Origin of the sequence: Massilia aerilata, assembly GCF_042656905.1 — a bacterium.
In the GTDB taxonomy this organism is placed as follows: domain Bacteria; phylum Pseudomonadota; class Gammaproteobacteria; order Burkholderiales; family Burkholderiaceae_D; genus Telluria; species Telluria aerilata.
The window spans coordinates 24,855-44,228 of the sequence record NZ_JBHSMZ010000021.1; the positions used below are offsets into that span (position 1 = coordinate 24,855).

General features: G+C 67.6%; 13 protein-coding genes. 7 read left to right on the forward strand and 6 right to left on the reverse strand.

Annotated elements, in window-relative coordinates:
* The first annotated feature begins 161 nt into the window (after positions 1–161).
* Positions 162–1,178, forward strand: a complete 1,017-nt coding sequence (locus tag ACFPO9_RS22740; protein ID WP_379775308.1) for a helix-turn-helix transcriptional regulator — start codon at positions 162–164, stop codon at positions 1,176–1,178.
* A gap of 364 nt (positions 1,179–1,542) precedes the next feature.
* On the opposite strand, the gene ACFPO9_RS22745 is transcribed toward ACFPO9_RS22740, so the two are convergent.
* The 3 genes from ACFPO9_RS22745 to ACFPO9_RS22755 form a co-directional block, all read right to left on the reverse strand.
* On the reverse strand, positions 1,543–3,165 hold the full coding sequence (locus ACFPO9_RS22745) for a M28 family peptidase (protein WP_379775311.1): 1,623 nt from the start codon (positions 3,163–3,165) through the stop codon (positions 1,543–1,545).
* 195 nt (positions 3,166–3,360) lie between these two features.
* Positions 3,361–5,706 carry a M28 family peptidase gene (locus ACFPO9_RS22750; protein ID WP_379775314.1) on the reverse strand — a complete coding sequence of 782 codons (2,346 nt, stop codon included), beginning with the start codon at positions 5,704–5,706 and terminating at the stop codon, positions 3,361–3,363.
* 77 nt (positions 5,707–5,783) lie between these two features.
* The gene (locus ACFPO9_RS22755) at positions 5,784–6,455 is read right to left on the reverse strand and encodes an energy transducer TonB (protein WP_379775317.1); all 672 of its coding nucleotides are present in this window, start codon (positions 6,453–6,455) and stop codon (positions 5,784–5,786) included.
* A 197-nt stretch (positions 6,456–6,652) separates the two neighbouring features.
* On the opposite strand from ACFPO9_RS22755, the gene ACFPO9_RS22760 reads away from it, so the two are divergent.
* From ACFPO9_RS22760 to ACFPO9_RS22780, 5 genes are all read left to right on the forward strand, one after another.
* Positions 6,653–7,303, forward strand: coding sequence for a response regulator (locus ACFPO9_RS22760; protein WP_379775320.1), 651 nt, complete (start codon positions 6,653–6,655; stop codon positions 7,301–7,303).
* A 73-nt stretch (positions 7,304–7,376) separates the two neighbouring features.
* Positions 7,377–8,255, forward strand: a complete 879-nt coding sequence (locus ACFPO9_RS22765) for a hypothetical protein (protein ID WP_379775323.1) — start codon at positions 7,377–7,379, stop codon at positions 8,253–8,255.
* Complete coding sequence (locus ACFPO9_RS22770; RefSeq protein ID WP_379775327.1) at positions 8,252–9,757, forward strand: sensor histidine kinase; 1,506 nt, start codon at positions 8,252–8,254, stop codon at positions 9,755–9,757. The genes ACFPO9_RS22765 and ACFPO9_RS22770 overlap by 4 nt, the downstream gene beginning before the upstream one ends.
* Before the next feature lie 38 nt (positions 9,758–9,795).
* The gene (locus ACFPO9_RS22775) at positions 9,796–11,484 is read left to right on the forward strand and encodes a M14 family zinc carboxypeptidase (protein ID WP_379775330.1); all 1,689 of its coding nucleotides are present in this window, start codon (positions 9,796–9,798) and stop codon (positions 11,482–11,484) included.
* A 220-nt stretch (positions 11,485–11,704) separates the two neighbouring features.
* Entirely contained in the window at positions 11,705–13,414 is a 1,710-nt protein-coding gene (locus ACFPO9_RS22780; protein WP_379775333.1) for a PQQ-dependent sugar dehydrogenase, read from the forward strand.
* A gap of 117 nt (positions 13,415–13,531) precedes the next feature.
* On the opposite strand, the gene ACFPO9_RS22785 is transcribed toward ACFPO9_RS22780, so the two are convergent.
* The 3 genes from ACFPO9_RS22785 to ACFPO9_RS22795 form a co-directional block, all read right to left on the reverse strand.
* A complete protein-coding gene (locus tag ACFPO9_RS22785; RefSeq protein WP_379775336.1) occupies positions 13,532–15,346 on the reverse strand; it encodes a DUF885 domain-containing protein in 1,815 nt (604 codons plus the stop codon).
* Between the two features lie 80 nt (positions 15,347–15,426).
* Complete coding sequence (locus ACFPO9_RS22790; RefSeq protein WP_379775339.1) at positions 15,427–16,566, reverse strand: branched-chain amino acid ABC transporter substrate-binding protein; 1,140 nt, start codon at positions 16,564–16,566, stop codon at positions 15,427–15,429.
* A gap of 52 nt (positions 16,567–16,618) precedes the next feature.
* Positions 16,619–17,104, reverse strand: a complete 486-nt coding sequence (locus ACFPO9_RS22795; protein ID WP_230029733.1) for an Lrp/AsnC family transcriptional regulator — start codon at positions 17,102–17,104, stop codon at positions 16,619–16,621.
* A gap of 163 nt (positions 17,105–17,267) precedes the next feature.
* On the opposite strand from ACFPO9_RS22795, the gene ACFPO9_RS22800 reads away from it, so the two are divergent.
* Positions 17,268–19,358, forward strand: a complete 2,091-nt coding sequence (locus ACFPO9_RS22800) for an aminotransferase class V-fold PLP-dependent enzyme (RefSeq protein ID WP_379775341.1) — start codon at positions 17,268–17,270, stop codon at positions 19,356–19,358.
* The last annotated feature ends 16 nt before the right edge of the window (positions 19,359–19,374 follow it).

Here is a 19,374-nt window from a genome sequence, read left to right on the forward strand (position 1 = left end):
TCATCCCCGCTGCTTCCTCCGTCGTCCCCGCGCAGGCGGGGACCCAAGTTCTGTCAGCGTCACGTTAACGCAACCGAACTTGGACCCCCGCCTGCGCGGGGGCGACGAATCGGCGGCAGTGATATGTTGACAATTAATTGCCAACCAATCAGTATTCGACCATGTCCCGCAAAAAGAACAGCCGTCAGTGGGCCCGCCTGCGCATCCTGTGCTATGCGGGTCTCGACCTGATGACGATCGTCCCGGACGCTTTCGGGCTGGTGCGTGAGCTCATCCCGAATGCCTCCGCCCACCTGGTGCTGCGTCCGCAACTGCCGGCGCAGCCGGTGCCGGAGGCCGTCCAGGACGGCGCCGTCTTTTCCCAGGTGCTGCCACCGCCGGAAGGCTATTTCTACAGCGACCACGCCAACTTCACCGCGCCCACCGCGCCGCCGGTCCACGTGCTGGAGACGGCGCTGGAAATCGGCGGCCGCAAGCGCGGCGAGATCGTGTTGTGGCGCGAAGAAGGCCCGGCCTTCGACCACCATGACGAAGAAGACCTGGAGCGCGTCGCCGGCTACTTCGCGCAGGTGCTGCGCAATGCGCCGGAACTGGGCGCGGGCGGGGCCGGCGTGATCGAAGACGAAGCCATGCTGCTGGCCACCGGCGACGGCCAGATCCTTTACCTGAGCGACTCCGCCGGCGCGCTGCTGGACCAGCTGGCGGCGCAGGAGCGCCAGACTTTCGACCGCCGCACCGTGCCGCCGTTCTGCATGCGGCTGGTGGAGTCGGTGGTGCACGGCGACCGCTATCCCTGGCTGCTGCCGCTGGGGACCCTGGCGATGGGCGGCGGCATTCTCGAAGCGCGCGCCCAGTGGATGAGCGTGGGCGGCGCCGCGGCCCTGCACGCGGACGGCGATGCCGGCGCGGCCAGCCGCACGGTCGGCATCTTCATGAAGTTCGTGGTGCCGCTGCCGCTGCGCATCTGGCGCGCGATCGGCTCGGTCGAACTGTCGCCGCAGCAGGCGGAGGTGGCGTTCTGGATGGGCGTGGGCGGCGGCCGCGAATCGGCGCGCGCGAACATGGAAGTCAGCGACGCCGTGCTGCGCGACTGCGTGAAGGCGGTCTACGAAAAATTCGGCTGCTCGTCCGAAGCAGGCCTGCTGGAACAGCTGCGTCCCGCCATCTCCCGCATGTAAATCAACGGTAACCCCACCCGTGGGGGTGGGAACTTGTTGCCCCAGCAATTACTATTTTTCCTGAGCGGAAACACGAAAAGGGCCGACCCCGGACCGTGTTTCCCGATGATTGACGCTTCAAGATCAGTACGGGCTCAATCCCAGCCAGACCACCGAACCGGCCAGCGCTGCTGCTGCTCTGCGGCCTGGGCATGCTGGCGATCGCCAGGCGCCGCCGCCTGGTGTGAGAAGCGGCGCACGCGACAGACTGGTTTTTCCTTGCAACGAATGAAAGGAGGCTCTATCGAGGTGATCAAAGACAGCTAGCTTGCACACAAAGACGGGTGATCCCGCGCAGCTTTTCCGGGCTGCGCGGGATTTCTATTTATTTGTTTGCAGCGCGGGCTTTCGCAAACTGGTCACCCGGTTTCCAGGCCGGCATCGCCGGCGCATCGGCCACCATGCGGCCCAGGTTCAGCGTGTACTGCGCCTGCTGCACCATGCCGGACAGGTCCCAGTTCGGATCGTATTCGTCGCTGGCCTGGTGGTAGCGTGCCGAATAAGCTTTGCGTTTGGCGTCGCTGGCCTCCTTGTCCTTCACCCAGTCATGGCCGCTGCCGACCGAGAAGGCCGGCACGCCGGCCTTGGCGAAGCTGAAATGGTCGCTGCGGAAGTAGCCGCCGCTCAGGTCCGGATGGGCTGGCGCCACCGTCAGCTTCATCGCCTTGGCGGCGCCGGCGGCGGCCGCGCCCAGGGTGCTGCGTTCGCTGCCCTGCACGCTGACGTCCTTGACGGCGCCGACGAAGTTCAGGCTGTCCAGGTTGAGCGCGGCCGCGGTTTTATCGAGGGGCCACAGCGGACGGGCGGCATAGGCCGCGCTGCCCAGCAGGCCCTGTTCTTCGGCCGCCACCCACAGGAACATCTGGCTGCGCCTGGCCGGGTGGCGCACCGCCTCCTGCGCCATCGCCAGCAGGCCGGCGCTGCCCGAGGCGTTGTCGACGGCGCCGTTGAAAATCGTGTCGCCGCTGTCGCCCTGCTTGCCGAGGTGGTCCCAGTGCGCGCTGTAGATCACCAGTTCGTCCTTCAGCTTCGGATCGGTGCCCGGCACGATGCCGGCCACATTGAACTGCTCCAGCGTGCGCACCGCGGCCCTGGTCTGGCCCTGCACGCGGGCGTTCAGCGGCACCGGCTTGAAGGACTTGTCTTCGGCGGCGGCGCGCAGCTTGTCCAGGTCCTGGCCGGCGGCGCTGAACAGGGCGCGCGCGCCGGCGTCCGTGATCCAGCCCTGCATGCCGGTGCCGAGATCGGCGTCGGCCAGCTGGAAGCGCTCGGCGGTCCAGCTGTTCTGCACCACGCTCCAGCCATACGAGGCCGAGGCGTCGGTGTGGATCAGCAGCACGCCGGCGGCGCCGCGGCGCGCGGCTTCCTCGAATTTATAGGTCCAGCGGCCGTAGTAGGTCAGGCCCTTGCCATTGAAGCGGCCCGGCTCCGCGCCGGTCGGCGCCGGGTCGTTGACCAGCATGACCAATACCTTGCCCTTGACGTCGAGGCCCTTGTAATCGTCCCAGCCGCCTTCTTCGGCTGCTTGAATCCCATAACCGACGAAGACCAGTTCGGCGTCCATGTCGTGCACCGGCGTCGCATCGCCCGGCGCCCACACCCAGTCCTTGGCGAAGTCCAGCGCCAGCGGCTTGCCGCCGGCGACCAGGGCCACCGAGCTGTCCTGCGGCTGCGCCTTCACGCCGGCGATGCGTACGCTCTGGCGGTAGCTGCCCTTGTTGGCCGGCAGCAGGCCGGCGGCCAGGGCCTGGTTCTCGAGGTAGGCGACGGTCAGTTCGCCGCCGCGCTGGCCGGTGCCGCGGCCTTCGAGCAGGTCCGAGGACAGGAAGGCCAGGTGGGCGCGCAGCGGCGCCTCCTGAACGATTGCGGAAGCGGCGGGCTTGGCCGCGTGAGCGGAAAAGGCCAGCGCCAGGCTGGCGGCGATGGTCGTGTGGAAGATCTTGTGCATGGATTCCTGCCGTGTGAATTAAGAACCTACCCCGGTAGGGAATGAGTCGTTGCTGACGCGCCTGACAAGCGGGTGCTGCGTTGCTCGTCGTTGCATGGCGCGCCATGCGGCCTCCTCGCGCCTTGCCCGCGCTTGTCATGCATCGTCATCAACTTCCTCCTCCCTACCGGGATAGGTTCTGAGAGCGCAGCCATTCTAGCGGAATAAAAGCACGTCGGCGGAGATCGTGGTGGCGGTTTGCGGCAGCAGGCGCGGGAGCATGCCGGCGGGACGGGGCGGCAGGTCGCGTTCGGGCAGGCCGGGTATGCGCTCCTGGACATAGACCAGGAAACCCGGTTCGCCGATGACGTCGATGGCGAAGTGCAGGTCGCGGTCCTGCATGCCGTGCAGGTCCAGCTTCCAGCCCCGGTAGCGCCTGTCGGTCAGCACGCGGCCGTTGACGCTGGTCCTGAGCGTCTCCGCGCCGACGATGCGCAGCACCAGCTCCGGCGCCCGGTTCTTCGAGCGCAGCAGGAATTCAATGTGGCGGCCGCCGTTGACGTACTCGCTCTTCTCGACCAGCAGGTAGGGGTAGGCGACGCTGTCGTCGCGTTCGGCGGCCGCGTACCACACCGGGCTGCCGTCGGGACCGAACAGGTAGGGCAGGCGATAGGGATGCATGGTGTTGGGGAAGATCCGGCGCGTCCAGGCATCCAGCGGCGCCGGCGGATACATCCAGAAGGCTTGCCAGCTCAGGGCGTCCTTGTAGTAGACCAGGCGGTTCGGCTGCGGCAGCTCCGGCGCCGCCGGGTTGCCGCGGTGGGCCAGCACCATGCAGGCCCACACGCCCAGCAGCAGCGGCCGCACCACCAGGCGCGCGCCGACTTCCGCCAGCAGCGGGCCGCACAGGGCCGGCAGGCAGCAGGCCAGGCTTGAGGGCAGCACCAGCCAGGCCGGGGACACGAACAGCAGGCTGTCGCGCGCCGCCGGCACGATCAGCAGCGCGGCCGGCAGCGCCGCCAGCAGCAGCACGCTGCGCCGGCGCGCCGTCGTCCAGTCCTGGGCGCGGCGGCTGGACAGGACCAGCCAGGCCGCCTGCGCCGCCATCAGCGGCCAGGCCAGCACGTAGCTCGCGCCCGGCGCGAACCAGCTGACGACCAGCAGGGCGATGGTGAGCAGGCCGATCGCGCCCAGCGTGGCCGCGTGGACGCCGATCCGCCGCTGCAGGAGGCGCTGCAGGCCGATGAAGACGGCCACCGGCAGTAGCGTGAAGGCCAGCAGCTGCCAGCGCACGCCGGCATCCAGCGCGGGGCCGTCGGCCAGCAGGCCGGCGGCGTAGCGCGGCGCCAGCCCGGGCAGGAAATCGCGGACGATCCAGGCGCTGGCGGTGGCCAGGATCGCCATCGCCAGGCAGCCGAAGGCGCCGTGCACGATGTCGGTGCCGTCGACGCCGCGGCGCCGGATGCCGGCGCGGCAGGCGGCCGCGCACAGCAGGCAGGCCAGCAGGCTCACCGGCCAGACCATCGGATAGCCATAGTGCAGCATGCCCAGGCCGGGCAGGGCGAAGAAGACCTGGCCGCGCGCGGCCGGTTCCGGCAGGGCGGCGGCGCCGAAATGGCGCAGCAGGGCCAGCATGGTGTCGCCTTCGTGCTGCAGGCTGGCCCGGTCCAGGCGTTCGGGCACGTCCCAGGCGCCGCCGCCCAGCGGTCCGGCGGTGGTGGCGAAGTGCAGCACCGCCGGACCGGCATCCCCGCCCGCCATCAGCGCCGCGCCCTCGTGATGCGGCAGCCTGTCATAGAGCTCGCCCATGAAGGACGAGCCCTGCGGGTCGGGCGCCAGCGCGGACCAGGCGCCGACCGTCAAGCCGTCCGCGCGGTCGGCGCCGATCAGCTGCAGCGCGCCGCGGTTGCCGGGATTGTCGAAGCGCAGCGCGACCCTGGCGCGGCGCGCCCACGGGTGCGACTGCATGAAGCCGCGCGTGCCCAGCGCCTGGGCGGCATCGCCGTCGGTGAACACCGCCAGCACATCGTTGTCGAGCGCCGGGCCGGCCTGCAGCACGCGCAGGGTTTCCAGCAGCGCCGCGCTGGAGGCGGCGCCGTCGGCCGCGCCCGGGCTGTCGGCGGCGGAATCGTAGTGGGCCAGCGCCAGCACCGCCGGCCTGGCGCCATGGCCGGCCACGATGCCGGGCTTCTTGACGACCACGTTATGGACTTCGGCCAGGGTCACGCGCACGTTGGCGGTCATATCGCCGGATGCGGTCCGCACCGTCTCGGTCTGCACCTCCGGCTCCAGCCCGATCGCGCGCAGCTGGACCAGCAGGTAGTCGCGCGCCTGCTGGTTGGACTTGCTGCCGGCCGGGCGCGGCACGCCGGCAATGGCCTGCACGTGGGCCTGGGCCCGCGCGGCGGAAAACCCGCCGGCGGCAGGGGCTCCGTTGGCCGCCGGCGGCGCGGGAAGATGGCGCGGGGCCAGCGCGAGCCAGGCCAGCAGCGCGCCGAGCAGGCATGCGGCGGCGAGACCCTGGTAGCCGGCGGCGCCGGGCAGGGTGGTTTCGTGGGACATCGATACTCCAGGCGAAAAAAAGCCCGCCAGGCCGAGAGGAGAGGGGCGGGCCGAAAGGGACGCGTTACGTGGCCGGCCTAGTCGAGCTTCCAGACATAGGCCAGCTGGGCCCAGCCGGCTTGCGGCGCGCCGTTGCTCATGGCGGGCTTGAACTTGCACAGGCTGAGCGCATTCAGGGCGGCGCGGTCCAGCACCCGCGAGCCGCTCGACTGATCGACCCGCGCCGAACTCACACGGCCGTCGACGCCGACCAGCAAGGCCAGGGTGGTGGTGCCGGTTTCGCCGTTGCGGGCCGCGCTGGACGGGTAGTCCGGCAGGGCGCAGCCGCTGGCGTCGGCGAACACCGCGGAGTGCATCTGGCCGGTATTGGCGCCGGGCTTGGTGGCCGGCGAGCCTTCGACCGCGGGCTGGGCCGGGACCGACGGCCGCGGCTGCGCCTCGGTCTGCACGGCGGCCTGGATCTGCGGCGGCACCGGCGGCGGCGCCACCTCGACTTCGACCTTCGGCACCACGATTTCCGGCGGCGCCATCTGCTGCTGCACCGGCTTCGGCGGATCGGGCGGCGGCGGCGGCTGCACGTGCTCCGGTTCGATCATCACCAGCACCTGCTCGGGCAGGCTGGAAAGCGAGATGTGCCGGGTGTTCATGCTGTGGACGAACAGGGTGCCGAGCACCACGTGCAAGCCGGCCACCAGCATGAACTTGCCGGTTTTGCTGCCACTGCCAGGGTTCGCATAAGAGAAATGCATGGCCATCCTCCTTTGTTGTTGTCGAGCACGAAGCGGTTTTGTCTAATACGTGGAATAAATATATGCTAGATGCTAGCAATGTGTAAAGCGAATTCTTGGTAAATATTTTTCCATATATTGCATGCCCGGACTTCGTTGGTATTGCCGTACTAATATGGAATAATCACACCATTCACATGCCATGGAATGGTAAGCAGATGCCTAAAGAACAAAAGCCGATCCGCGTGATGCTGGCGGACGACCACCCGATCGTGATGACCGGTTTCGCCATGTCGCTCGGGGCCCAGGGGATGGAAGTGGTGGGGCAGGCCAAGTCGCCCAGCGAGGCGGTGGCGATGTACGCCGAGCAGAAACCGGACGTGGCGGTGCTGGACATCCGCTTCGGCACCGAGCTGACCGGCATGGACGCCGCCCAGAACATCCTGAAGACCGATCCGCAGGCGAAGATCGTGTTCCTCAGCCAGTTCGACCAGGACAGCCTGATCAAGGAAACCTACCGCATGGGCGCGCACGCCTTCGTGACCAAGGACTGCGACCCGGCCGACCTGGCCGAAGCCGTGCGCCAGGCGCATGCCGGCAAGCTGTACTTCCCGCCGCAGATCGCCGAGCGCCTGGCCAGCCTTGCCGTGCGCGGCGACGTCTCGCCGCAGTCGATGCTGGACGAACGCAGCCTGGAGATCTTCAGGCTGATGGCCGAGGGCCTGACCAACAACGAAATCGCCGAGCGCCTGAATCTGTCGACTAAGACGATCAGCAATATCAGCCAGTCGGTGAAGGAGAAGCTGGGGGTGCACCGGCAGGCGTACATCACCAAGCTGGCTGTGAAGCATGGTTTGATTCAGCCGTAATTTCGTGTTCAGGAAATCGAACCTGGAGCAAAAAGTGCCAACCCCGTCGTCCCCGCGCAGGCGGGGACCCAAGTTGACTTTTCTCGCCTGCCTCCTCGCGGCGCTAAGCCTGACCGCCCAAGCCGCCAAACCCACCCAGCAACCGGCCCAGGGCTTCCGCTTCCAGATCCTCACCGCCGACGACAGCACCGTCACCCAGCGCATCGCCGAGGATCTCTATAAACGCCTGGTCCCGATCTTCTCTCCCTTCCGCACCGAGCTGGCCCAGCGCCGCCGCATGTTTTACGTTGCGGTCGGTCCGGCCGCGCTGCGCGAGGTGGCGTCGCGGCGCTGCGACTGCGTGGTGATCTCCGCCTTCACCTCGAGCCAGGTCTACCGCGCCATCATGGCCAAGGCCGCGCATGGCGGCGCCAGTCCGGTGGCCAGCACCGCGGTCTATGCGGAACCGGCGCCCACCGACCAGCTGCGCCTCGCCACCCTGATCTACCGCCGCCCGGTGCGGGTCGGCGCCATCCTCGGCGCGGACACCGCCTTCCTGCGTCCGGCGCTGGAGGCGGACAAGGTGGCGGTGCTGGAAGCCGGCGACGGCGACGACATCAACCGCCTGCTGAACCAGATCGCCCAGACCGACGTGCTGCTGGCACTGCCCGACAGCACCATCTACAGCACCGAAAGCATCCGCAACATCCTGCTCTCGACCTACCGCCACAAGCAGGGCGTGATCGGCTTTTCCGGCGACATGGTCAAGGCCGGCGCGCTGGCCACGACCTATTCCGAGATCGAGGACATCGACGCCCAGGTCGCCGAGATCGCCAACGCCTACGTGGCTGGCGGCGAGCTGGCGCCGCCGCAGTTCCCGCGCTACTTCCGCACCATCGTCAACGAGGGCGTGGCGCGCTCGCTCGACCTCAAGGTCGGCGACGAGGTGCGCAGCTTCTCCCGGCGGCCATGAAACGCCATCTGTCCTTCTGGCGCGGCTGGAGCATCGGCCTGCGCATGGCCTTCATCACCATGCTGCCGGTGGTGCTGCTGTTCACGTCCTTCGTCTGGTATTCCTGGTATTCGCACCGCGCCCAGGTCGACGAGGAGCTGGCCGAGCGCGGCCGCATCCTGGCGCGCGCGCTGGCCGAAACCAGCGAGTACAACGTCATCTCCGGCAACCTGTCCGACCTGCGCCTGACCATCAACGGCCTGGTGCAGTCGGACCGCAGCATCTACCGCATCGATGTGGTCTACTCGAATGGCGGCAATGCCGTCAGCGTCGTGTCCGAGCACCCGATCTCGGCCGAACCGCGCTACTACGAAGCGCCGATCCGCAAGCAGGTGGTGTGGATCAACCTGTTCTCGGACAACGGCACGCCGCACGTCTCCGCCTCCAGCGACACCCGCCCGCCCACGTTCACCCCCGAGGTAGTGGGGCAGGTGCGGGTGACCATGTCGCCGACCAGCATGGTGGCCAAGCAGCTGCGGCGCTTCCGCATCGAGCTGGCGATGGCGGCGCTGGCGCTGGCCGCGAGCGGCCTGCTGGCCTACATCCTGGCGCGCAGCCTGACGGTGCCGCTGCGCGAGGCGATCGCGGTGCTGCGCGCGATCCGCGGCGGCGACTACCGCGTCGTACTGCCGGTCACCACCGGCGGCGAGGTCGGCGAGCTGCAGGCCTCGATCGGCGAGATGTCGGTGGCGCTCGACCAGTCCAAGCAGGACCTCGAGAACAAGGTGGCCGAGCGTACCCGCGACCTGCTCGAGTCGCGCAACGAGGCGCTGCGCGCCGACGCCGACAAGCGCAAGCTGATCCAGAAGGTCAACAACATCATCGAGGACGAGCGCAAGACGATCGCGGTCGAGATCCACGACGAGCTGAATGCCTCCTTGATCGCGGTGCGCCTGGAATCGCAGACCATCCAGCAGCTGGCGGCCAAGGCCGTGCCCGGGCCCGAAGTCGAGCAGATCCAGTCCAAGGCGCAGGCCATCACCAAGCTGGCGCTCGACCTGTACGCCAACGGCCGGCGCCTGGTGCGCCGCCTGCGCCCGGAAGTGCTGGACATGCTGGGCCTGCACGGCGCGGTCGAAGAGATGGTCAGCCATTACCGATCGAGTTCCGGCATCGCCTTCGAATTCCACACCGAGGGCGACTTCTCGCGCCTGAACAACGAGCTCGCGATTTCCGCCTACCGCATCGTGCAGGAAGCGCTGTCGAACATCATGAAACACGCGCACGCCAGCGCGGCCCACGTCAGCCTGGTGCTGTCGGACGACGACGACGCCCTGCACATCGAGGTCGGCGACGACGGCGAAGGCTTCGATCCGGCCCTGGCCTCGGAGGGCATCGGCATCATCGGCATGCGCGAGCGCGTGTTCGCCGTCGGCGGCACGATACAGGTGCGTTCCCAGCCGGGGCGCGGCACCACGGTGGCGATCAAGCTGCCCCTCAAGGACGATACTGCGGTATCGTAACGGTCTCCGCACCATCATCACCATCACACACGCTCATCATGTCGAATGAATTGAAGACGCCTTTCGAAAAGGGCAACCAGAACCAGACCACCACCTGGGCCGATTGCATCGCCTGGTACGAGGAACTCGCCAAGCGCCACCCGCGCGTACTGCGCTTCAGCCAGATCGGCAGCTCGGACGCCGGCGTTCCGATCCACGCCGGCGTGGTCAGCGCCGACGGCGTGTTCGACCGCTTCGAGATCAAGCGCGACGGCCGCCCGGTGTTCTTCAACAATAACGGCATCCATCCGGGCGAGCCGGAAGGCGTGGACGCCTGCATGGCGCTGGTGCGCGACTTCTGCCTGGAGCCGCAGCGCCTGGCCGCGCTGGGGCGCACCGTGTTCATTTTCATCCCGCTGTACAACGTCGACGGCGCCTTCAACCGCCAGAATACCTCGCGCGTGAACCAGGACGGCCCGGAGTCCTTCGGCTTCCGCGGCAACAGCCGCCACCTGGACCTGAACCGCGACTTCGTCAAGTGCGACACCCTGACGGCGCGCGTGTTCAACGAGTTCTTCACGGCCTGGGATCCGGACGTGATGGTCGACACCCACACCTCGAACGGCGCCGACTACAGCTACACCATGACCCTGATCCAGACCCAGGCCGACAAGCTGGGCGGCGAACTGGGCGAATTCCTGCGCGGGACCATGCTGCCGGCCATGTACGCCGAGATGGACAAGCGCGGCTGGCCGACCTGCCCCTATGTGAACCCGGTCAAGGACATCCCCGACGACGGCATCGCCGACTTCCTCGAGACGCCGCGCTTCTCGACCGGCTACGCGGCCCTGCACCACACGATCGGCTTCATGCCCGAGACCCACATGCTGAAGCCCTTCGCCGACCGCTATCACTCGATGCGCGCGCTGGTCGAAACGGCGCTCGACTTCACGGTCGCCAACGGCGAGCAAATCATCGCGCTGCGCCGCGCCGCCAAAGAGCAGGGCCGTACGCGACGCGAGTGGCCGATCCACTGGGCGATGGACGAATCGAATCCGTCCAGCTTCCGTTTCAAGGGCTACGAAGCCAAATACAAGCCCAGCGTGCTGGGCGACTACCAGCGCCTGTGGTACGACCGCAGCGCGCCCTACGAGAAGGACATCGCCTGGTACACGCACTTCACGGCCGACGTGGTCGTGTGGGCGCCGCGCGCCTACGTGGTGCCGCAGCAGTGGCGCGAAGCGATCGAGCGCCTGCAGTGGAACGGCGTGCGCATGGAGCGCGTGGAAGCGGACCGCGAGCAGGAGCTGGCCTGCTACCACGTGAAGTCGGTGAGCTCGCGCCCGAACGCCTACGAAGGCCACATGTTCCATGACGACGTGCAGCTGGAACGCCGCTGCGCCACCGTGCTACTCCGCGCCGGCGACTACATCGTGCCGCTGGACCAGGACAAGGCGCGCTACGCGGTCGAGATGCTGGAGCCGCTGGGCCACGACAGCTTCTTCCGCTGGGGCCTGTTCAACAGCGTGCTGGAAAAGAAGGAAGCGTATTCGGACTATGTGTTCGAGGACGAGGCCGAGAAGCTGCTGCGCGAAGAGCCGGAACTGGCGGCCAGGTTCGCGGCGTGGAAAGCGGCCAACCCGGCGCTGCTGAACGACCAGGGCGCGGTGCTGGACTTCATCTTCGCCAACTGCGCGCGCTGGCGCGAGCCGGAGTGGCGCCGTTATCCGGTCTTCATGATCGACTGATCAGTCCATGCAGCTCAGTCCATGCACGATTCCCAGGTCCAGGCGACCTGGGTCAGCAGCTTGTTGCGGAAACTGAGGACGATCGGATCGGCGCAGCCTTCGCCCTGGCTGCGCTTCAGGACGATCGTATCGCCGTCCGATCTTCATCCGCGCCTCCTCATTGTTGATTGTTCTGGCAATATTGCGCCTATTATTTGGCGGATTCAACAAGGAGAAGAACATGCATCGCACCATCCTGGCGACCCAGCTCGCCGCGCTGGCCTGGCTGATGGCGGGCGCCGTGCCGGTAGCAACTGCGGCCGCGCCCTCGGCCGGGCAGACCTACTTCGAGCGCAACTGCGCCAGCTGCCACACGGTCGACCCGAAGCTGGGCTCGCGCGCCGGCCCGGGCCTGTACAACGTGGTGGGCCGCAAGGCCGCCGCGGTGGCCGGCTACAACTACACCGACGCGCTGGCGAAAGCCGGCGCCGCGGGTAAAACCTGGACCCGCGAGGAACTCGACGTCTTCCTGCGCGACCCGAGCAAGGACGTGCCGGGCACCGCGATGCCGATCGGGATCGCGGATAGCAAGGCGCGCGGCGCTGTGATCGACTACCTGGCTGCGCAGAGCGGGAAGGCCGCTGCGCCGGCCGCCGCCGCGGCGGGCAAAACCGCCGGTGGCGGCGAAAAAGCCGGCGCCTGGACCGAGGACAAGCCGGGCGACCTGCATCACCTCAGCGTCGACAAGCTGGTGGCACCCTTCGCCAGCGAGAGCGCCGGCAACGGCCCGAAGGTCGCCGCGCGGCCAAGCGGCGCGATGCCCGCCGTGCCCAAAGGTTTCAAGGTCTCGACCTTCGCCTTGGATGCCGGCAAGGCGCGCCTGGCGCTGCGTGCGCCGAACGGCGACATCATCCTGGCCGAAACGGGCAAGGGCCAGCTGAGCATCCTGCGCTCGAAGGACGGCGACAAGAGCGACAGCGCGAGCGTGTTCGCGACCGGCCTGTCGCGGCCCTACGGCATGGCGCTGTGGCCATCCGGCGCGAATCCGAAATACCTGTACGTCGCCAACGTCAACTCGGTGGTGCGCTTTCCGTATGCGAACGGCGACCTGAAGGCCAAAGGCGAACCGGAGACCGTCGTCGAGAAGCTCAGCGACACCACCGGCGGCCACACCACGCGCACGCTGGCGTTCTCGAAGGACGACAAGACCCTGTTCGTGTCCGTGGGCTCGGCCACCAACATCGCCAGCGGCATCGGCAACAAGCCCTCGCAGCCGCTGGCGCAGTGGGAGAAGGAGCACGGCTTGGGCGGCGCCTGGGCCGAGGAAACGGACCGCGCCACGGTGCTGGCGTTCGACGTCGACGGGAAAAATCGGCGCAACTTCGCCAACGGCCTGCGCAACTGCGTCGGCATGCTGGTGCACCCGCAGACGGGCGACCTGTTCTGCAGCGTGAACGAGCGCGACGAACTGGGCGACAACCTGCCGCCGGATTACATCACGCGCGTCAAGCAGGGCGGCTTCTACGGCTGGCCATGGTACTACCTGGGCGACCACGAAGACCCGCGCCTGAAGGGCATCCGCCCTGACCTGAAGGGCAAGGCGACGGTTCCGGACACCCTGATCCAGGCCCACTCGGCGCCGCTCGGCATGGTGGTCTACCAGGCCCCGGCCGGCGCCGGGCACGCCTTCCCGAAGGAGTACGAGGGCGACATCTTCCTGGCCCTGCACGGCTCCTGGAACCGCGGCATCCGCACCGGCTATAAAGTCATCCGCGTGATGATGAAGAACGGCGTGCCGACCGGCCAGTACCAGGACTTCATGACCGGCATGGTGCTGAGCGACCGCGACGTCTGGGGCCGCCCGGCCGCGGTGACGGTGGCGCAGGATGGGGCGCTGCTGGTGGTGGACGATGCCGGTGGGGTGGTGTGGCGGGTGACGCCGGACCGCTAACACGTCGTCCCCGCGAAGGCGGGGACCCAAGTTCTGCGGGCATCTCGACTGCTCCGGCAAAATTGGATCCCCGCCTGCGCGGGGACGACGTTGATTGATTGTGCGGTTACGCTGGCCTCACTTGCTTTCAGCAATCCACCGATCGACCTTCTTCTCCAGCAGTTCGAGCGGCAGCGTGCCTTCGCCCAGCACGATCTCGTGGAACTTCGGCAGGCTGAATTTCGAGCCGAGCGCTTTTTCGGCGCGGCTACGCAGTTCCTGGATCTTCAGCGAACCGATTTTATAGCCCAGCGCCTGGCCCGGCCAGGCCATGTAGCGCTCGGTCTCGCTGCGTGCGATCGACTCCGGATAGCCGAGGGTATCGCGCATGTACTGGATCGATTGCTCGCGGGTCCAGCCTTTCGCATGCATGCCGGTGTCGACCACGAGGCGCACGGCGCGCAGCATCTCGTCGTTCAGGTGGCCGAACCAGTCTTCCGGCTTGCCGTACAGGTTCATCTCCGTGCCCAGCGTCTCGGCGTACAGCGCCCAGCCTTCGGTGAAGGCGTTGTTGCCGCCGAATTTGCGGAAGTTCGGTAATCCCAGTTCCTGCATCAGGGCGATGTGGAAGTGGTGGCCCGGCTGGCCTTCATGCAGGAACAGCGTGACCATGCCGGGACCGCTGTACTGCGTGGGGTCGTTCACCACGGTGAAGAACGCGCCCGGACGCGAGCCGTCGGCGGCCGGCGGGGTGTAGTGGTCCGAGGCCGTGGCGCGCGTCAGCTCGGGCTCCAGGCGGATGTCGAGCGGGGTCTTGGGACGCAGCGAGAACAGCGCCGGCAGCTTGGCGTTCAGCTGGGCGTTGAGCTTGCGGTAGATCTCGATGATTTCGCCCTCGGTCTTGAAGGGCTTGTACTTGGCCTGTTCCGAGACCCAGGCCGGCAGGCCGGCGGCCGGGCCGGTGTAGCCCATCTGCGGGCCGATGCGCGCGTATTCGCCCTGGATGCGCGCCACTTCCTGCAGGCCGATCTGGTGGATCTGTTCCGGCTGCAGGCTTGTCGTGGTCTGGCTCGCCACGCGCACCAGGTACCAGTCCATGCCCTGCGGCAGGGCGCCCCAGCCGGTGCTGCTGCGGCAGGCCGGGATGTATTCCTTCTCCAGGAAATCGGCCAGGCGGACCAGGGCCGGATTCAGCTTGTTGGCGATGGTGGCGCGGTAGCCGGCCGCCAGCTTCTTCTTGTCGACGTCCGGGAACGAAGCCGGCAGCTTCTTCGCCGGCGTGTAATAGATGCTGTCTTCGGGCTTGGCGGCCACCAGCTGCTTGAACTGGGGCAGGGCGGACAGCATGATGGCCTTCGGCTGCACCACGCCGCGCTTGATCCCTTCACGCATGTTGGCGATGGCCTGGTCGATCCACGGGCCGAGCTGGTTCAGGCGGCTCAGGTAGGCCTGGTAGTCCTTCACCGTGGCCAGCGGCTGGGCGCCTTCGCCGCCGGCGTAGTTCGCCAGCGTCACCGGCAGCGCGTCCATCTGATTGAGCGGCAGCAGGTGTTCGGGGAAGGGCTCGAAGCGCAGCGCGGTGGTGAGCTCATAGTCGAGGATGTCGTAGCTGGTCTGGTCGCGCTGCGCCAGGGCGTCGCGCTTGATGGCGTGCAGGCGCTTCTGATAATCCTTGTAGCGCGCGAACTGGGCGGCGCGGTTCTTTGGCGCGATCGACATGCCGATCTGGTCGGCGAAGCGGTTGTCGCCGCTTTCGCCTGCCGAGACCGGGTCGAAGCGCGCCAGTGCATCGTAGTATTCGTCGGCCAGCTTGTTCAGGCGCTTCGATTCGGCGCTGTCGGCCGCTTTCACGGCGACGGCGTACTTGGCGGATTGCGTTTCAAGAGCGCCGGCGGGAGCGCAGGCGAGCATGGCGGCGCAAGCGATCGCGCCCAGCTTCAGGATCTGTTTCATGTGTGTTCGTGCTTCGAAATGAATAAAGGCGGCGACAAGGATACGCTTGCCGCCGCCTGGAGGGCCAGTCTTTACAAGGCTTAGTAGCTTGCCAGCGGGGCCAGCGCGCCGTTCTTGAACGTGTACACGGTCACCGCGGTCTTCTTCAGGTTACCGTTGGCGTCATAACCATAGGTGCCGGCCACGCCCTGGTAGTTCATCGTGTGCAGGGCCTTGCTCACCGCGGCCGGGTCCACCGTGTTCGTGCTCTTGATGGCCTGGGCGATGAACATGGTCTGGTCGTAGAAGGCCGGCGCGTAGACGTCCGGCTCGCGCTGGAAGCGCTGTTTATAGCGCTGCTTGAAGCCCGGGCCGCCCGGCTGCTTGTCGAGCATGGCGCCGGCCTGGGCGCACAGCACCTTGTCGCCGACGGCGTCGCCGCCCAGCTTGGCCATCTCCGGGCTGCACAAGGTGTCGCCGCCGAGCAGGCGCACGTTGGCCATGCCGAGCTGCTTCATCTGGCGCGCCATCGGGGCGCCTTGCGGCGCGTAGCCGCCGAAGAAGATCGCATCGACCTTCTTGGCGCGGAAGGCGGTGAGGATGGCGGCGAAGTCGCTGGCCTTGTCGTTGGTGAACTCGCGGCCGGCCACGTTCAGGCCGGAGGCGCGCGCCTGCTTCGCGAATTCTTCGGCGATGCCCTGGCCGAAGGCGGTGCGGTCGTCGATCACGCCGACCGTCTTGATTTTCAATTCCCTGGCCGCGTAGGCCGCCATCGAGCCGCCGACCTGGTTGTCGCTGGCGACGATGCGGAACACGTTCGGGTAGCGCGACTGCGTGATCTTGGGATTGGTGCCGACCGTGGACATCAACATGCCGGCCTCGTTGTACACGCGCGAAGCGGGAATCGCGACGCCCGAGTTGTAGGGGCCGAGCACGAACTTGACGCCGGCGTCGGCCAACTTCTGGGCCACGTTCACGCCGGCTTTCGGGTCGCCCTGGTCGTCTTCGGACACCAGTTCGAAGCGGAGCAGCTTGCCGCCCGCCTTGAGCTTTTGCGCGTTGAGTTCTTCGACCGCCAGGCGCACGCCGTTCTCGTTGTCCTTGCCGGCAAAGGCGTTCGCGCCCGACAGCGGGCCGCTCACGCCGATGCGCACCACTTGGTCCTGGGCTTGCGCGGAAGCGCCGGGCGTCACCAGCGAGGCGGCCAGCGCCAGCGGCGCAATCTTGAAAATCGATGGCATTCTTGCTTGTCTCCGTTATGTTCCAACGGGCGCCATCATCGCACGAATTATTTCACGCGGCGAGTCCGTGCGAGATCAGTTCCAGCGGCAGCGCGGTGGTGCACTTGATCTGCTCCATCGAGAAGGCCGAGGAGACGCCGGCCAGCTGGGCGGTCTTGATCAGCTTCTTGTAGAAGCGGTCGTAGCCTTCGATGTCGGTGGTGACCACTTTCAGCAGATAGTCGATGTCGCCGCTCATGCGGTGGAATTCGAGCACTTCGGGCAGGGAGATCACGGCCGAGGCGAAGCGTTCCAGCCATTTTTCGTCGTGCTCCTTGGCGCGCACGCTGACGAAGACCGTGACCGGCAGGCCGACCTTGTTGCGGTTGACGATGCTGACCCGGCTCTCGATATAGCCCTCTTCCTCCAGGCGCTTGACGCGCTTCCAGCACGGGGTGCTGGACAAGCCGACTTTTTCGCTTAGCCCGGAGATCGACAGGGTAGCGTCCGCTTGCAGAGCGGCAAGAATCGCGCAATCGTACTTGTCGAGTGAGTTCATTTTATTTATGCAGTAAGAATGAGAATGCCAGTTCTTCTTTGAGGCGAAAACAAAGGAATTTTAGTACATCTTAACCTGCGTCAGTCCGTAACATATTACTCAAGTATGAGACCTTGTGCGCATATTATTTTTTGTTTTTAGCAATTTTTTCGGCACTTAATTCATGAGTCACGATATCTACCTCGACGCCAACGCCACATCAAAGGTGCTGCCCGCCGCCGCCAGCGCCGCGCTCGAGGCGATGCAGGCCTGCTTCGGCAACCCGAGCAGCAGCCATGCGACCGGCCTGCGCGCCAAAGCCACCCTCGACGACGTGCGGGCGCGCGCGCGGCGCGTGCTGGGCGCGCCAGGCGGCCGGGTGATGTTCACCAGCGGCGCCACCGAAGGTATCCAGACCGCGGTGCTGTCGGCGCTGTGCGCGGTGCGCGAACGGCGCGCGGCGGGACTGGATGCCGGCGACCTGCTGATCTACGGCGCCACCGAGCACAAGGCGGTGTCGGAAAGCCTGGCGCACTGGAACCGCCTGCTGGATACCAATTTGACCCTGTGCGCGCTGCCGGTCGACGGCGCCGGCAGGCATCGCCTGGATTTGCTGCGCGAACTGGCGCCGCGCGCGGCCATGGTCTGCACCATGGCCGCGAATAACGAGACCGGCGTGATCTCCGACCTGGACGGCATCGCCGCCGTGCTGCGCGAGCGCGCCCCGCACGCGTACTGGATGGTCGACTGCGTGCAGGCATTGGGCAAGCTGCCGCTGGATCTGGCCAACTCGCGCATCGACTATGCGCCCTTCTCGGGCCACAAGCTGTATGCGCCGAAGGGCGTCGGCATGCTCTACGTGAAGGAAGGAACGCCCTACACCCCGCTGATGATCGGCGGCGGCCAGGAAGCGGGCCAGCGCTCGGGCACCGAGAACATGGCCGGCATCGCGGCGCTGGGCGCCGTGCTGGCCGCGCTGGAAGAAGGCGCTACCTTCCGCAGCCACGCCGAACTGGCCGCGATGCGCGCGCGCGTGGCGGCGGCGCTGGAAGAGGCCTTCCCCGGCATCGTCTACAACGCGCCTTTCGAACTGGCGCTGCCGACCACCCTGAACTTTGCGGTGCCGGACATGGCGAGCAAGGAGCTGCTCGACCTGTTCGACGCCGCCGGCGTGCGCGTCAGCGCGGGTTCGGCCTGTTCCGCGGCCAAGGCCGCGCCCAGCTACGTGCTGGAGGCGATGGGCCTGCCGCGCTGGCGCACCAGCGGCGCCGTGCGCTTGTCCTTCGGGCCGCTGGCGACCGAAGACTTCATCGACGAGGCTTGCGCGCGCATCCGCCGCTGCGGCCAGGCGGCGCGTCATCCGGCGCTGGCCGCATCAAGACTCAGCGGCGACCGGCGCGGCCTGCTGCAGCTCAGCAGCGAGGGACGCCATGGCTGGGTCCTGTTCGACCTGGATGCCAACACCTGCGTGGCGATCGACCCGCCGGCCGGCATGGCGGCGCGGCTCGCGGCCCAGGTCCGTGACAGCGGCCTGCGCATGCTGGCCGTGCTGGGTACCGGCGGCGATGCGGCCGGCATGGATGCCCGCGCCACGCTGCGCGCCGCCCTCGGCCTGGACGCCGGCGAACAGGGCACGCTCGGCTGGCCGCGCGACGGCGGCATGGTGACGCTGGCCGATGGCAGCGCGGCGCCCGCCATTGCGCTCGGCACCGAAATGCTGGTGCGGGTGGCGGACGAGGATGGCAGCGGCGCCGCCTACCTGCTGGGCCGCGCGGCCGGCGGCCGGCTGGAGGCAGCCGCGGTGCGCCTGGCCTTCACCGGCGGGACCGTCATGGCGGACGCCGAGGCCCAGGGCCTGGCGCGCCTGATCGATGGCGGCACGGTGCTGTGCCATGGCCTCGATATCGGCGGCGCACCCTGCACCACGGCGGAAGGCTTGCGCAAGGCTGGGCACACGCCGGGCGAGGCGCGGCAGCTGCGGCCGGAAGGGCTGGACGACTTCCTGCGCACGCACGCGGATGCGCTGCTGGTGGACGTGCGCGAAGCCTGCGAGCTGGAAGCGGGCGGCATCCGCCTGTGCGGCCGCGAGGCGCAGGCCTTGCCGCTGTCGCGCCTGGCCGAGCATCTCGGGCAGCTGCTGGCGGCCCGGCGTCCACTGGTGTTCGTCTGCCGCAGCGGCAACCGCAGCGCGCGGGCGGCGTCCTGCCTGCAGCGCCTGGGCCATCCGCAAGCCTGGACCCTGACAGGGGGCGTGGCGCTGGCCGGCGCCCGCTGAATCCGGACCGATTTTT

Bases quoted from the DNA above. Each gene is read 5' to 3' on its own strand.
- ACFPO9_RS22770 (WP_379775327.1), top strand. From the start codon at position 8,252: ATGAAACGCCATCTGTCCTTCTGGCGCGGCTGGAGCATCGGCCTGCGC.
- ACFPO9_RS22800 (WP_379775341.1), top strand. From the start codon at position 17,268: ATGAGTCACGATATCTACCTCGACGCCAACGCCACATCAAAGGTGCTG.
- ACFPO9_RS22775 (WP_379775330.1), top strand. From the start codon at position 9,796: ATGTCGAATGAATTGAAGACGCCTTTCGAAAAGGGCAACCAGAACCAG.
- ACFPO9_RS22745 (WP_379775311.1), bottom strand. From the start codon at position 3,165: ATGCACAAGATCTTCCACACGACCATCGCCGCCAGCCTGGCGCTGGCC.
- ACFPO9_RS22740 (WP_379775308.1), top strand. From the start codon at position 162: ATGTCCCGCAAAAAGAACAGCCGTCAGTGGGCCCGCCTGCGCATCCTG.
- ACFPO9_RS22750 (WP_379775314.1), bottom strand. From the start codon at position 5,706: ATGTCCCACGAAACCACCCTGCCCGGCGCCGCCGGCTACCAGGGTCTC.
- ACFPO9_RS22790 (WP_379775339.1), bottom strand. From the start codon at position 16,566: ATGCCATCGATTTTCAAGATTGCGCCGCTGGCGCTGGCCGCCTCGCTG.
- ACFPO9_RS22795 (WP_230029733.1), bottom strand. From the start codon at position 17,104: ATGAACTCACTCGACAAGTACGATTGCGCGATTCTTGCCGCTCTGCAA.
- ACFPO9_RS22755 (WP_379775317.1), bottom strand. From the start codon at position 6,455: ATGCATTTCTCTTATGCGAACCCTGGCAGTGGCAGCAAAACCGGCAAG.
- ACFPO9_RS22760 (WP_379775320.1), top strand. From the start codon at position 6,653: ATGCCTAAAGAACAAAAGCCGATCCGCGTGATGCTGGCGGACGACCAC.
- ACFPO9_RS22785 (WP_379775336.1), bottom strand. From the start codon at position 15,346: ATGAAACAGATCCTGAAGCTGGGCGCGATCGCTTGCGCCGCCATGCTC.
- ACFPO9_RS22780 (WP_379775333.1), top strand. From the start codon at position 11,705: ATGCATCGCACCATCCTGGCGACCCAGCTCGCCGCGCTGGCCTGGCTG.